The 13,240-nt window shown below is 73.4% G+C and carries 13 protein-coding genes; 2 read left to right on the forward strand and 11 right to left on the reverse strand.

What is annotated here, in order from left to right; all coding sequences use genetic code 11:
• Position 1: 1 nt before the first annotated feature.
• From ACZ67M_RS07600 to ACZ67M_RS07645, 10 genes are all read right to left on the reverse strand, one after another.
• Entirely contained in the window at positions 2-394 is a 393-nt protein-coding gene (locus tag ACZ67M_RS07600) for a hydrogenase maturation nickel metallochaperone HypA/HybF (protein ID WP_307016120.1), read from the reverse strand.
• 145 nt (positions 395-539) lie between these two features.
• Positions 540-656 carry a DUF6893 family small protein gene (locus tag ACZ67M_RS07605; RefSeq protein ID WP_373463032.1) on the reverse strand — a complete coding sequence of 39 codons (117 nt, stop codon included), beginning with the start codon at positions 654-656 and terminating at the stop codon, positions 540-542.
• Positions 657-701: 45 nt separating this feature from the next.
• On the reverse strand, positions 702-1,217 hold the full coding sequence (locus tag ACZ67M_RS07610; RefSeq protein WP_469849983.1) for a hydrogenase maturation protease: 516 nt from the start codon (positions 1,215-1,217) through the stop codon (positions 702-704).
• Complete coding sequence (locus tag ACZ67M_RS07615; protein ID WP_469849984.1) at positions 1,214-2,677, reverse strand: hypothetical protein; 1,464 nt, start codon at positions 2,675-2,677, stop codon at positions 1,214-1,216. The genes ACZ67M_RS07610 and ACZ67M_RS07615 overlap by 4 nt, the downstream gene beginning before the upstream one ends.
• On the reverse strand, positions 2,674-3,312 hold the full coding sequence (locus ACZ67M_RS07620) for a DUF6084 family protein (protein WP_469849986.1): 639 nt from the start codon (positions 3,310-3,312) through the stop codon (positions 2,674-2,676). Before ACZ67M_RS07620 ends, ACZ67M_RS07615 begins: the two co-directional genes overlap by 4 nt.
• On the reverse strand, positions 3,309-3,971 hold the full coding sequence (locus tag ACZ67M_RS07625; protein WP_361358870.1) for a DUF5947 family protein: 663 nt from the start codon (positions 3,969-3,971) through the stop codon (positions 3,309-3,311). The genes ACZ67M_RS07620 and ACZ67M_RS07625 overlap by 4 nt, the downstream gene beginning before the upstream one ends.
• A 167-nt stretch (positions 3,972-4,138) precedes the next feature.
• Positions 4,139-4,708 carry a hypothetical protein gene (locus ACZ67M_RS07630; protein ID WP_469849988.1) on the reverse strand — a complete coding sequence of 190 codons (570 nt, stop codon included), beginning with the start codon at positions 4,706-4,708 and terminating at the stop codon, positions 4,139-4,141.
• On the reverse strand, positions 4,705-6,486 hold the full coding sequence (locus ACZ67M_RS07635) for a nickel-dependent hydrogenase large subunit (RefSeq protein ID WP_382812497.1): 1,782 nt from the start codon (positions 6,484-6,486) through the stop codon (positions 4,705-4,707). Before ACZ67M_RS07635 ends, ACZ67M_RS07630 begins: the two co-directional genes overlap by 4 nt.
• A gap of 54 nt (positions 6,487-6,540) precedes the next feature.
• Complete coding sequence (locus ACZ67M_RS07640) at positions 6,541-7,626, reverse strand: NADH-quinone oxidoreductase subunit B family protein (protein WP_361358715.1); 1,086 nt, start codon at positions 7,624-7,626, stop codon at positions 6,541-6,543.
• A gap of 55 nt (positions 7,627-7,681) precedes the next feature.
• A complete protein-coding gene (locus ACZ67M_RS07645) occupies positions 7,682-9,412 on the reverse strand; it encodes a hydrogenase maturation protein (protein WP_469849990.1) in 1,731 nt (576 codons plus the stop codon).
• Positions 9,413-9,661: 249 nt separating this feature from the next.
• On the opposite strand from ACZ67M_RS07645, the gene ACZ67M_RS07650 reads away from it, so the two are divergent.
• Positions 9,662-10,051, forward strand: a complete 390-nt coding sequence (locus ACZ67M_RS07650) for a hypothetical protein (protein WP_361358709.1) — start codon at positions 9,662-9,664, stop codon at positions 10,049-10,051.
• Positions 10,052-10,166: 115 nt separating this feature from the next.
• Positions 10,167-12,056: an exo-alpha-sialidase gene (locus ACZ67M_RS07655; RefSeq protein ID WP_392013467.1), complete on the forward strand. Its 1,890-nt coding sequence runs from the start codon at positions 10,167-10,169 to the stop codon at positions 12,054-12,056.
• A 22-nt stretch (positions 12,057-12,078) separates the two neighbouring features.
• Here ACZ67M_RS07655 and ACZ67M_RS07660 read toward each other — a convergent pair whose 3' ends face one another.
• Complete coding sequence (locus tag ACZ67M_RS07660) at positions 12,079-13,113, reverse strand: bile acid:sodium symporter family protein (RefSeq protein WP_469849992.1); 1,035 nt, start codon at positions 13,111-13,113, stop codon at positions 12,079-12,081.
• Between the last annotated feature and the right edge of the window lie 127 nt (positions 13,114-13,240).

Raw genomic sequence — 13,240 nt, forward strand, 5'->3', positions numbered from 1 at the left:
GTCAGTTCTCCTCGGGGTGCGTTGCGGGGGTGGTGGTGACGGGCGTCCCGTCCGCCCAGCCCACTTCGGTGATGGTCAGTTCGCGCCCCGACAGCAGTTCGGTGGCGGCCCCGTGGCAGTGGGCGCACACCAGGTCCGGGGGCATCCCCGTGTCCCAGGTCCGTGCGCAGGGGGTGCAGCCGGCCCGGCCGGGGACGGTCCGGGTGCGGAGTTCGCAGCCCTCCAGGACCGTGCCGGCACAGGCGAGTTCGAAGCAGAAGCCGAGCGCGTCGGGGACCACTCCGGCCAGTTCGCCGATGTCGACGCTCACCTGTCGCACCCCGTGGGCGCCGCGGGCGTGCGCGGCCTGTTCGACCTGGTCCACGACGGACATCGCGACGGACATCTCGTGCATCGCCACTCCGTCCTGGGCGGGGGATGACAGGCGCCGCTCATTGGTTGCGCCGCTCATTAGAGGAGGCTCGCCGGTGCCGGACCGACCGGCGCGCCGGGGCGGAACGGACGCGTAGCCCGTTCGGTGCAGGTGCTGCGAGGCGGTGTCACATCCTGCGGATGCGCAGGTACCGCCGGACGTCGGGCCAGAAGCTCGCGACGGCCACCGCCAGGGCGGTCGCGGTGAGGGAGGCGGCGGCACCGCCGACGAAACGCTTGTTCATGGGGTTCTCCGTTCTCGGTTCTCGGTGGCATCGTGCGGCGGCGGGTCAGACGACCGCGGTGTCGCGGATCAGTTCGCCGGTCATCCGCGCCGCCTCCGGCACGGCCGCGGCGACCCGCGGGCTGAGGCCGATGCCCTCCTCGACGGTCTGCGGTTCGCAGCCGACGACCAGGGTCCGGCGTGGCGGCCGCGCGCCGGTGCCCGCGCACAGGGTGTCCAGCAGGGCCAGTACGGCATCGGGCGACATCCGGTGGCCGTCCAGGGCGGGAGCGTCGGGTGCCCGGCGGGCGCCGGGGGCGGAGGCGTCGATCACGTACAGCGTGCCCGGCTCGCCGCCCCGCGCGGTCGCGTCGAGCAGGATGAGCGTGTCGTACCCGTCGAGGAGCCGGTAGGCGAGGTGGACGCCGCGGATGCCGATGTCGGTGACCTCGACGCCGTCGGGGAGGTCCTGGGCGGCCAGGACGCGGGCCGCCTCGACGCCGAAGCCGTCGTCGCCGAGGAAGATGTTGCCCACCCCGGCGACCAGGGTGCGGGCGCGGGCGGGTCCGGTGCCGGCGGTCATACGGCCTCCTCGGTGTCCGCGACGTCCACCTCGTCGGGCTGGAAGTAGAGGTAGCGGCCCTGTTCCCGGCGGATGTCGGCGCCGGGGTCGTCCTCGACGGTGACCGCGATGTGCACGCCCCCGTCGACGTCGTGGAGGACGGCCTCCACCAGGGCGCGCCGCCCGCTGAGGAAGAGGTCCTGGGCGTCGGAATGCCGCAGCCGGGGCCGCAGTACGACGCGGCTGCCGGCCCGCACGTGGTGGCCGTCGACGAGGACGTGGTCGGTGGCCGGGTCCACGGAGTCGTCGGCACCGGGGTCCCACCAGGGGGTGCCGGGCCGTACGCCGCCCGGCCCCGCGGAGCCGGGATCGGGCGGGGGTCCGCCGAACACCGGTACGGCGTCGGGCGGCAGAGGTGCGCCGGGGGTGGTGATCTCGCGCAGCCCGCGGACCGCTCCGTGCAGCCGTTCCAGCACCTCGGCGGGCATGGAGTCGGCGAGGTCGATCACCGCGGCGGCCCGGTCGTCGGTGCCGCGGGCCTCGCGCTTCTCCTCGTCGGTGAGGGCCGCGGTGCGCAGGGCGAGGATCTCGTCGATCTCCGTGGCGTCGTACAGCGCGCCGGGGCTCTCGGGGGCGATGGCCGGGTGGTCCTCCAGGATGATCGGCGAGGACAGCACCAGGTCGGCGGAGCCGGGTTCACCCGCGAGTACGGGCCAGGTGTGCAGGTTGCGGCACTGGGCGACGGCGCCCTTGGCCCACTCCGGCGGGTCCGTCGGCGACAGGAACCGTCCGGCGTCCAGGCTCAGCAGCGTGTGGGCGGCGACCAGGGACCGGGACAGGGCGGTGTCGCGGGTGGTGCCCTCCTCCGGCGTCCAGTCGCTGGTGTTCTCCAGGACCGCGCGGAGGCGCTGGGTGGTGTACGGGCCGTCCAGCTCGTGCGCCGACAGGCGCAGCCGGGCGCTGATCTCCTCGCGGCGGCGCAGCAGCCGGCCCACGACGCGTCCGGTGGCGTCCGTCACCGGCTCGGTCTCCTCCGCGGCCGGGCGGGTGACGGGGACGGTGACTCCGGTGCCCGCGAGGGCGTCCACGGCGACGGTGAGCCGGACCCGTTCCTCGTGCCCCTCGTCCCAGGGGACCAGGACCCGGTCGTCCAGGCGCAGTTCGGGTACGGTCTCGAAGCCGCCGTCCGGCAGGGCCCGCTGGACGGTGCGCCGCCCGGCGTGCAGGAACCGCACCTCGACGGCGAGGTTCGCGCCCTTGCGGGGTTCCATCAGCAGCTCGGTGTGCTGGAAGTCGTGCTCCTCGGCGGCCGAGGTCCAGGACGGGGGTACGAGGACGCCGAACTGCCAGCGCAGCCGGTTCTTGGCGGCCGAGGCGCGGTAGGGGTAGAGCACGTACCCCTCGAACAGCACGGCGTCGGCGACCTGGCGCGCGACGGCCAGCCGGGTCTCGGTCGCGGAGGTGAACGTGGTCGTGGTCACGGTGTCCTCTCCCCCGCCGCCCGCAGCAGGTGGTCGACGGTGGCCTCCCAGGAGGGCAGCGCCTGCCGGGACCGGTAGTCGAGCAGCGCGTCCATGGCGTCCCGGGGCAGGCGCAGCCAGCCGGAGCCGGGGAAGTGCTGCTCGACCATCTCCCGCCAGGTCTTCACCGGCATCCGGAACGCGGCCTCCTTGTCCCAGGGGACGGGTTCGACGTGGAAGCCGCGGGCCCCGGTGAAGGCGGTGCCGGAGAACAGCATCAGCAGGGGCACCTCGCCCTCCTCCAGGGCGTTGAAGTAGCGGGTGGAGGCGATGTCCATGTCGTAGGTGCAGGGCACCACCAGGTCGGTCTCGGTCTCGCCGGTGAACCCCTGGACCATCAGCGGCACTTGGGCGAACTGCACGGGGTTGAGGCTGCTGCCCCAGCGGGACCGCTCGCCGAAGAGGTCGGCCAGGGCCCGGGCCTCGGCGTCGCCGTAGCCGCGGCGGGCCGGCTCGATGCGGATCTGGCAGCGCAGCGCCAGCACGTGCACGCGGGTGCCGGGGGACGCGGTGACACGCAGCCGGAAAACGAGCGTGGGACCCGCGGCGTACGGGTCGGCGCGCACCCCGGTGCAGGCGAAGTCGAACGCGGTCACGCGCGGCTCCCTCGGTGGTCGCGGGCCCGCTCGCGGACGTGGGTGAAGAAGGCCTCCAGGTCGGCACGGGCCTCCGCGCCCCCGTCGAAGCCCTGCCACCGCAGCCGCATGCGGCCCACCAGCTCGTAGCAGATGTCGACCGGGACCAGGTGGCACTCGACGCGGTCCTGGTGCTTGCGCAGCAGCAGCGCCTCCACGTCGGGTTCGAGGAGGCCGGCCAGGGAGGAGGCGGCGAGCACCGGCTGCCAGGACTCCGGCTCCAGTTCGCTCTCGGTCGCGCCGGCCGGGCTGGGGTAGAGGGCGACCAGCCGGTCCAGCGCGGAGTTGCGGAAGAAGAAGGCGACGGAGACGGGGATGCGCAGGCGTTCCCACGCCTGCGCGTCGACCTGGTGCCCGGGGTCGCTCAGGTAGCGTCCGGGGACCGTGCGGAAGCGGCCGGTGGTCCCGCCGGAGCGGTCCAGCAACTGGGCGCAGGGGTCGCAGGCACAGGCCAGCGCCCGCTGCTCGGTGTCGACCAGATGCCGGTGCCGGGTGTCGGCCAGCGGCGCCGCGCACAGCTCGCACCGCTCCTCCCGGGGTGGGCGGGGCGCCGTGAACCGCCGCAGCCCGCGGGGCCCGGGGTGCGGCGCACCCGGTCCGACCGCGGGCGGGTCCGGCAGGGTGGCGGGTGGCGCCGCACGCTCGGCCGGAGCTGCCGGGTGGTGGCCTGCGGAGGTCCGCCCCGCGTGGGAGCCGCGCGGGGCCGGCCGCCCGGCGGCGGCACCGCCCTCGTCGGCCGAAGGACGGGCGCCGGTGCCCCGTTGGGCCGCGGCCGGGCTGCGGGCCGTCACCGCGGTGTCCGGGCCGGTGAGTGGGGGACGCCCCCGGCCGCCCGCGGCGGGGCCGCGCCGATCTGGAGCAGGACCGGTTCCCCTGCCGTGTCGTCCTCCAGGACGACCTTGGTGACCTCGGGGGCCAGGCAGGCGAGCGCGTCGCGGGCCGACTCCTCGACGGCGTCCCGGGAGCCGCCGCAGCCGCACCCGCCGGACGCGACCGGGAGCAGGCGCAGTTCGCCGGTGGCCGGGTCGAAGCCGGTGTTCTCCACGGGTTGCGGGAGGCCCTCCAGAGCGCGGGCGATGCGGGTGGCGGCGTCGTGCGGGTGCAGTCCGTGCAGGACCAGCAGGCTCGCGACGAGATCGTCGGCGAGCAGCGCTTCCAGGGCACCGGCGGCCGGTCTGCCCGGTTCGCGGCCGAGCAGTTCGACGGTGCGGGCGAGTCCGGCGCCGTAGAACTCCATGAGGACGCGCACCAGTTCGTCGGCGGCCTCGCACGCCGTGCGGTCGCCGGAGGCGGCGAGCCGGTCCAGGATCTCCTCGACCCGCCGGCCGGCCCGCTCCGCGTCGAGTGCGCCGCTCATCCGGCCAGACCGCTCAGTCCGGTGGGCACGTGCATCGACTTCACCGTCCGGCCCTCACCGGTGTACATGTGCACTCCGCACGGCAGACAGGGGTCGAAGCTGCGTACGGCGCGCATGATGTCGATGCCCTTGAAGTTCTCCGGGGAGTTCTCCTCGAAGATCGGCGTGTTCTGCACGGCGTCCTCGTACGGGCCGGGGGTGCCGAACGTGTCGCGGGTGGAGGCGTTCCAGGGGGTCGGCGGGTACGGGTGGTAGTTGGCGATCTTGCCGTCCCGGATGACCATGTGGTGCGAGAGCACGCCGCGCACCGCCTCGGTGAAGCCGACGCCGATGGACTCCTCGGGCACCTCGAACTTCTCCCAGGTCTGGGTGCGTCCGGCGCGGACCTCGGCGAGGCCCATCTCCGCGCAGTGCAGGGCGACGGCCGCCGCGTAGGCCTGGAAGTAGGTGCGGGCGCGGTTGCGCTCCAGCGCGTTGCTCCACTTCGGGATCTTCCACTCGAAGGTGGTCTCCGGCTTGGTGAGCGTGCGCGGCAGGTTGATGACGACGCTGTGGCCGGTGGCCTTGACGTAGCCGATGTCGACGAGGCCCGACAGCGCGGTGGACCAGAGGCGGGCGATGGGGCCGCCGCCGGTGTCCAGTGCCAGGTGGTCCTTGCCGTCGAACCAGCGCGGTGACATCACCCAGCTGTACTTGTCGTCGAAGTTCCGCTTCTGCGGCGCCGGGATGGTGTGCTGGTTCCACGGGTGGCGGGGGTCGACCGGGTTGCCGAGCGGGTCGTGGGTGACGAACTGCTCCTGGCCCTCCCAGTCCTCGTAGTACGAGGAGCCCAGCAGGATGCGGATGCCGAGGTTGATGTCGGTGAGGTCGTTGGTGACCAGCTTGCCGTCCACGACGACGCCCGGGGTGACGAACATGCGCCGTCCCCAGTCCGACATGTTGGCGTAGGTGAAGTCGCAGTACTCGGGGTCGTTGAGGGCGCCCCAGCAGCCGAGCAGGACGCGCCGGCGGCCGACCTCCTCGTAGCCGGGCAGGGCCTCGTAGAAGAAGTCGAAGAGGTCGTCGTGGAGGGGCACGACCCGCTTCATGAACTCCACGTAGCGCATGAGCCGGGACATGTAGTCGGTGAAGAGCTGGACCGAGCCGATGGTGCCGACGCCGCCCGGGTAGAGGGTGGAGGGGTGCACGTGGCGGCCCTCCATCAGGCAGAACATCTCGCGGGTGTACCGGCTGACCTGGAGCGCCTCGCGGTAGAACTCGCCCTCCAGCGGGTTGAGCGAGCGCATGATGTCGGCGATGGTGCGGTAGCCGTGCTCGGCGGCGTGCGGTGCCTCGGTGCGTTCGGCGAGTTCGAGGACACCGGGGTTGGTCTCGCGGACCATCTTCTCGCAGTAGTCGACCCCGACCAGGTTCTCCTGGAAGATGTTGTGGTCGAACATGTACTCCGCGGCCTCGCCGAGGTTGATGATCCACTCGCCGAGGTGCGGCGGCTTCACGCCGTACGCCATGTTCTGCGCGTACACCGAGCAGGTGGCGTGGTTGTCGCCGCAGATGCCGCAGATGCGGCTGGTGATGAAGTGCGCGTCGCGCGGGTCCTTGCCGCGCATGAAGACGCTGTAGCCGCGGAAGACCGACGAGGTGCTGTAGCACTCGGCGACCCGCTTCTGCTTGAAGTCGATCTTCGTGTGGATGCCGAGGCTGCCCACGATCCGGGTGATCGGGTCCCACGCCATCTCCACCAGACCGGTGCCGTCACCGGCCGTCGTCGAGGTCGCCATGGTGTCTGTGCTGCCCTTCGTTGGGTTGGGGTCTGCGGGAGAGGGTGCGGGGTCTCACCACGGCGGCCGGTAGCCGGTGGTGATCTCGCGGCCGGTGTGCCGCCACTTGGGCTCCTTGTCGACCGTCCGGGCCGTGATGGTGCGCAGCCTGCGGATCACGGCGCCGTACGCGCCGCTCGCGGTGCTGGAGAGCTTGCCGCCGGGCGGCTCGTCCATGAACGGCATGAACTTGTCGGGGAAGCCGGGCATGGTGCAGGCGATGCAGATGCCGCCCACGTTGGGGCAGCCGCCGATGCCGTTCATCCAGCCGCGCTTTGGCACGTTGCACTTCACGACGGGGCCCCAGCAGCCCAGCTTCACCAGGCACTTGGGCGAGTCGTAGGACTCGGCGAACTGGCCCTGCTCGTAGTAGCCGGCCCGGTCGCAGCCCTCGTGGACGGTGGCCCCGAACAGCCAGGTCGGGCGGAGCTTGTCGTCCAGTGGGATCATCGGCGCCGAACCCGCTGCCTGGTAGAGCAGGTAGGTGAGGGTCTCGGCGAAGTTGTCGGGCTGGATGGGGCAGCCGGGCACGCAGACGATCGGGATGCCGGCCTGCGACTTCCAGTCCCAGCCCAGGTAGTCGGGCAGGCCCATGGCGCCGGTCGGGTTCCCGGCCATCGCGTGGATGCCGCCGTACGTGGCGCAGGTGCCGATCGCGACCACGGCCAGCGCCTTCGGGGCGAGCCGGTCGATCCACTCGGACGTCGTGATGGGCTGGCCGGTCTCCGGGTTGTCGCCGAAGCCGCACCAGTACCCCTCCTGCTTGATCGACTCGTTCGGGATGGAGCCCTCGACCACGAGGACGAAGGGGTCGATCTCGCCGCGCTCGCCCTTGAAGAACCACTCGATGAACGTGTCCGAGCCGCCGACCGGTCCGCACTCGAAGTCGATGAGCGGCCAGTGCACGGCGATCTTCGGCAGGCCGGGCAGGGCACCGAGGGCGATCTCCTCGATGCTGGGCTGCATGGCGGCGGTCAGGGCGACCGAGTCACCGTCGCAGCTGAGGCCGGCGTTGATCCAGAGGATGTGGATCGGTTTCTCGTCCGTGCCGACCGCGGCGGAGTCCGGTTCCGCGCCCGTGGCCGGGGGTGCTGCGTTCATCACTGCCTCCCGGGGAGGAAAACGGCGAAGCCGACGGATCGGCCTTTTGTCCTGGCTAAGAGTCGGCCAGCTCCGCCGCCCGCGCACCCGTGGACCGCGGCCGGTCCGGCGCCGTCTCCTTGCGGACGAACGCCCGCCGCAGCGCGTGGTAAGGGGCTTCGGGGTCGAAGAAGATCTCGCGCATGCGGCCGAGTTCACGCTCACGGACCGCCGCCAGTGGTGCGACGGCCTCCCGGCGCTCGTGCTCGGCCTTCTTCGCGGCGAGGCGGGTCTGCGCCCCGGGCGCGGCCGACCAGCGTTCGGCCAGTCGGGTGACCTCGTCGGTGAAGCGGGCGGGAGCGCACTCGACCACCCGGTCGACCAGGCCGGTCTCCCGGGCCCGGCGGGCGCTGACCGGGAGGGCCTCGCGGGTCAGCCGTTCCGCCATGGTGGCGCCCACCCGGCGCGGCAGGCTGTACGTCCAGTACTCGGAGCCGGTCAGGCCCATGAGCCGGTAGTGCGGGTTGAGCACGGAGCCGGAGCGGCACCACACCTCGTCGGCGGCCAGCGCCAGCATGACCCCGCCGGCCGCGGCGTTGCCGCCGATGGCGCCGACGACGAGCCGGTCGGTCGTGGTCAGGACGGCCTCGACGAGGTCGTTCATCGCGTTGATGTTGGCCCAGGACTCGGCGGCCGGATCGGGGGCCGCCTCGATGGCACCGAGGTGGATGCCGTTGGAGAAGAAGTCGCGGGCGCCGCCCAGCACCAGGACGGAGGTCGGCCGGTCGCACGCCGCACGGTAGGCGTCGAGCAGGCGCCGGCAGTGGTCGGTGGACTGGGCGCCGCCGGGGAACGAGAAGGACAGCACGCCCACCGCCCCCTCCTCCCGGTACCGGATGTCCGACCAGCCGTCGCCGTCCGCCGAGGGCAGCACGGGCGCCGGGGCCTCCCGCACTCCGGCGGGCAGCCCGGTCGGCACTGCGGCCGCCAGGGCGAGCACGGCGGGCAGCTTGCAGGCACGCGGGGCGCCGGCGCCGGTGCGGGCCCGCAGCTCGGGAAGCCACACCGCGCCGTCCACCGTGGCCCGGCAGACCGCGCCCGCCCGGGTGGCGAGCAGGTCGCCGGGGCGTCCGCGCAGCCGCGGCTCGGCGTGGCCGCCGTGCAGGAACCACTCCCGGCCGAGCAACTCGTCCAGGACGCCGGGCTGGGAGTCGGCGGCGCGCAGTTTGCGCAGGACGGTCGCGGTCGGATCGGCGGCCCAGTCGATGCGGCGCGTCCCCTGGCGCATCGGGGGCCGGGTCCGGGCACCGGCCACGCTCGGCAGCGCGCCCTGGTCGACCGGGGTGTACGTGCCGGACGCGAACCGGTCGACCGCGGTCAGTACGGCGTCCAGGGCGGCGTCGGCCAGCTCGTTGCGGTACAGGTCGCTCTTGCCGACCCATGGTGCCGGGCAGCTCGCCGTCGCCCACACGGGGCCCGCGTCCATCTCCTCCTCGGCCTGGAGGACGGTCACGCCCCATGCGGCGGCGCCCTCGTGGACGGCCCAGTCCAGGGAGGACGGTCCGCGGTCGCCGACGGGCCCGGGGTGCACGATCAGGCAGGTTCTCGCCGTCCAGACCGCACGGGGCACGACGGTCCTGAGCATGGGGGCCACGATCAGGTCGGGGGCGTGCCGGTCGGCGGCCGCGCTCACGTCGTCCCCGCGGGGTGTCACCTCGGCGTGCACGTCGTGCCCGCGGTCCCGCAGCTCGGCGTGCACGCGCTGGGTGAGGCTGTTGTAGGCGCTGGCGATGAGCAGGATGCGCATGGCGACCCTTCCGAGGGTGCGTCGGGCGTCGGTGCTGTGGGCGTCCGGCTGCCTGTGATGGTCGGACAGGCGGGCCCTCGAACGTGGACACCGGCCCCGCACCTCACCCGCACGGGTGACACTTCCCGCCACATGGCAGGACTCCGACCGAGGGAGACAAAAGTGCCACCAATCAGAGCAAGTGGGACACTGGAGTTGTTCTGGGCACGGACCGACGTGCCCTCCCGCGAGCGCACAGGCAGGTCGGCAATGTCCGAGGAACGGAAGTCGTCGCAACCGTCGAACGGCCACGGAACCAGTCGCCACCAGGGCCGCGAGCAGCACGGCTGGTCGCCGGACGTCGACGAGACGCGGCAGCAGGAGGACAATCCGAGCGCCCGCCGGTCCTTCCACGCCGAGAAGCACGCGCCGGGGCGCGGAGCGGGCCGGAAGGCCTCGAAGGAGGAGCGCACGCCGGTCCCCGGCGACGTCGCTCCGGACAACGCCCGGCGGGGCGAGAAGCGCGGCGCCGAACCGGAGGAGGGCATGCGGGACACCGGTGTCCGGGGCCGCTCCGGACGCCCGAGCGGCACCAAGGACGACGCCGCCTTCACCGGCGTCGACCCGGACGAGCCCAGGGGCAGGCGCCGGCCCGGCTGATCCCCGCTGCCGCGGCCGACACGCGCGTGATCATGTAGGACGCGCTCGGAACGTACTGCTGTATTGATGTCCGGACGACCGGCTCCCCCCAGCCGTCCGAAGGGCAGACCGTTCCATGCCGTCATCACGTTCCCGCACGCGTGTGCGCACCCCCTGGTTCGCCCTCGCGGCGCTCTCCGCCCTGGCCGTGTCCCCCCTGCCGGCCCACGCCCGGTCCGACAACCGGGCGCCGGAGTTCGAGGAGCGGGTCCTCTTCCAGGCGGCCGCCGACCCGGGCGGCTACGCCTGCTTCCGCATCCCGGCGATCGTGCGGACGACGGACGGCACGCTGCTCGCCTTCGCCGAGGGCCGCGTCCTGAACTGCGGGGACGCCGCCGACATCGACATCGTCCTCAAGCGCTCCACCGACGGCGGACGCACCTGGGGCCCGCTCCAGGTCGTCAACGACGGCGGCGGCGACACCCACGGCAACCCGGCGCCGGTCGTCGACCGCGCCACCGGCCGCGTCCTGCTGACCGAGACCTACAACGCCGGCCGCACCGACGCCGCCAACTGCGCGATCCCCTGCGCCCGCACGCCCCACCTCCAGTACAGCGACGACGACGGGCGCACCTGGTCCGCGCCCCGCGACCTGAGCCCCGCGATCCTGCCGTCCGGCTGGAACTCCTGGTACGCCACCGGCCCCGTGCACGGCGTCCAGCTCACCGGCGGCGGCCACCCCGGGCGGCTCGTCGTCGGCGTCAACGCCGAGACCTGGGACGGCGACCGCGTCACCGCCAACCACGCGGCCCTCGTGGTCAGCGACGACGGCGGCGAGCACTGGAAGGTCGGCGCCACCGACACCTGGCCCGTCGCCGCCGACGGCACCTTCCGGCAGAAGCCCTCCGAACTGACCCTCGCCGAACGCGCGGACGGAGCGCTCCTGGTCAGCGGGCGGGAGGAGCGGGGCACCGACCTCGGCCACCGCACCCAGGCCGTCAGCCGGGACGGCGGCGACAGCTTCGAGGCCCCCTTCCGCACCCTGCCCGGCCTGTACACCCCGCAGGTGCAGGGGGCCCTGCTCCGCCTGGGCGACCGGATGCTGCTCTCCGCCCCCGCCGATCCCGACCGCCGCCGGACGATGTCGGTCCGCTCCTCCTACGACTCCGGCGCGACCTGGGACAGCGTGGACCGCGGCACCGTCGTCACCCGGGACTGGTCCGGCTACTCCGACATGGTGGCCGTCGACGACACGACGGTGGGCCTCATGTACGAGGCCGGGGCGGTCGACGCCCGCGACGAGATCCGCTTCGCCCGCTTCACCGAGGACTGGCTCCTGCCGCGCCGGGCCGCCGATCCCACCACCTCCGACCTCGCCCCCGGCGCGGCGCCCGCCGCGGTGCTCGGCGGTGCCGGGACGACCCCGGGCGCGGTGGGCGGCGCGCTCGCCTTCGACGGCGCCGACGACGCCGTACGGCTGCCGTTCGACGAGCGGCTGCCGCTGGGGGCCGGTGACTTCACGGCGTCGCTGCGGTTCCGGTACTCGGCGGCCGACGGGGAGCAGCCGCTGCTGTGGATGGGCGGCGTCGGGACCTCGCAGCCGCAGGTGTGGCTGCGGGCCGAGCCCGGCGACGGGCGGGTCCAGGGGCTGATCACCGCGCGCGACGGCGCGGCGGCCCCGCGCTCGGCGTGGGTGCGCACCGACGGCGCGCTCAACGACGGGCGGTGGCACCACCTGGCGCTGCGCCGAGGCGGGGGCCGGCTCGCGCTGTTCGTGGACGGCGCGGCGGTCGGCGAGACGGCGGACGTGCCCGGGTCGGTCGGCCGCGACTCGCCGTTCGGCGTGCACGTCGGCGAGCGCGTGGACGGCCGGGCCCGCCTCACCGGCGCGGTCGACGACGTGCACGTGTGGAACCGGGCGCTGACCGACGAGGAGATCGCCGCCGCGGACCCGACCGAGGGCATCGGGAACACCGTCGTGCACCTGCCCATGGACACCGTGGACGGCGTGGCGGCGGGCGGCTGAAAGTCCCCCCGGGGGCGGGGGCTCAGCGGTGGCCGGAGCCCACCGGTGCGGGCACCGACGCGGCGGTGCCGTCGCCGGGCGCGGGCGCCTCCGGGTCGTGTGCGCGGCGCTTGGCGATGACCGCGCACACCATGAGCTGCATCTGGTGGAAGAGCATCAGCGGCAGCACGGCCAGCGAGGCGTGGGCGCCGAACAGGACGCTCGCCATGGGCAGTCCGGCGGCGAGCGACTTCTTCGACCCCGCGAACTGGATCGCGATCCGGTCCTCCCGGCCGAAGCCCAGCCCCTTCGCCCCGTACCAGGTCAGCAGCAGCATCACGGCGAGCAGTACCGCCTGAACGGCCAGCAGCCCGGCCAGCCGGACGGGGCTCACCTGATGCCAGATGCCCTGGACCATGCCCTCGCTGAACGCGGTGTAGACGACGAGGAGGATCGAGCCTCGGTCGACGAGCTGGAGGCCCTTCTTGTGCCGGGCGACGAAACCCCCGATCCAGCGGCGCAGCACCTGCCCGGCGGCGAACGGCACCAGCAGTTGCAGCACGATCTCCAGCAGCGAGTCGGCGGAGAACCCGCCCCCGCCGCTGCCGAGCAGGGCGGCGGCCAGCAGCGGCGTGACGACGATGCCCACCAGCGAGGAGAAGGACCCGGCGCAGATCGCGGCGGGCACGTTGCCGCGGGCGATGGAGGTGAAGGCGATCGAGGACTGGATGGTGGAGGGGACCAGGGTGAGGAAGAGCAGGCCCTGGTAGAGGGGGTCGGTCAGGAAGACGGGCACCAGTCCGCGCGACGCCAGCCCGAGCAGCGGGAAGACGACGAAGGTGCAGGCCAGCACGGTGACGTGGAGCCGCCAGTGACGTACCCCGTCCATCGCCTCACGGGTGGAGAGCCGGGCGCCGTAGAGGAAGAAGAGGAACGCGATCGCCGCGGTGGAGGCACCGGAGGCGACGTCCGCGCCCGTGCCGCGGGCCGGCAGCAGGGCCGCGAGGCCCACCGTCCCGAGCAGCAGCAGGATGTACGGGTCGATCGGCATCCAACGGGGCCATCGCAGGCGTTTCACGGTGCTCCACTTGCTTGTTCACGGTCGTTCGAGGACTCGCGTGCGAAGGCTCGCGGGTCCCCGCTCCATCCTGCTCGCCCGCGCTGCGATCGGGAATCCGGTATACCGCTCTGACTGTCATCACGGA

The sequence above is a fragment of the Streptomyces sp. NPDC107500 genome, from assembly GCF_055582785.1.

Coding starts and splice junctions, on each gene's coding strand:
- ACZ67M_RS07600 (WP_307016120.1), bottom strand. CDS start 394: ATGCACGAGATGTCCGTCGCGATGTCCGTCGTGGACCAGGTCGAACAG.
- ACZ67M_RS07605 (WP_373463032.1), bottom strand. CDS start 656: ATGAACAAGCGTTTCGTCGGCGGTGCCGCCGCCTCCCTCACCGCGACC.
- ACZ67M_RS07610 (WP_469849983.1), bottom strand. CDS start 1,217: ATGACCGCCGGCACCGGACCCGCCCGCGCCCGCACCCTGGTCGCCGGG.
- ACZ67M_RS07630 (WP_469849988.1), bottom strand. CDS start 4,708: ATGAGCGGCGCACTCGACGCGGAGCGGGCCGGCCGGCGGGTCGAGGAG.
- ACZ67M_RS07635 (WP_382812497.1), bottom strand. CDS start 6,486: ATGGCGACCTCGACGACGGCCGGTGACGGCACCGGTCTGGTGGAGATG.
- ACZ67M_RS07640 (WP_361358715.1), bottom strand. CDS start 7,626: ATGAACGCAGCACCCCCGGCCACGGGCGCGGAACCGGACTCCGCCGCG.
- ACZ67M_RS07645 (WP_469849990.1), bottom strand. CDS start 9,412: ATGCGCATCCTGCTCATCGCCAGCGCCTACAACAGCCTCACCCAGCGC.
- ACZ67M_RS07650 (WP_361358709.1), top strand. CDS start 9,662: ATGTCCGAGGAACGGAAGTCGTCGCAACCGTCGAACGGCCACGGAACC.
- ACZ67M_RS07655 (WP_392013467.1), top strand. CDS start 10,167: ATGCCGTCATCACGTTCCCGCACGCGTGTGCGCACCCCCTGGTTCGCC.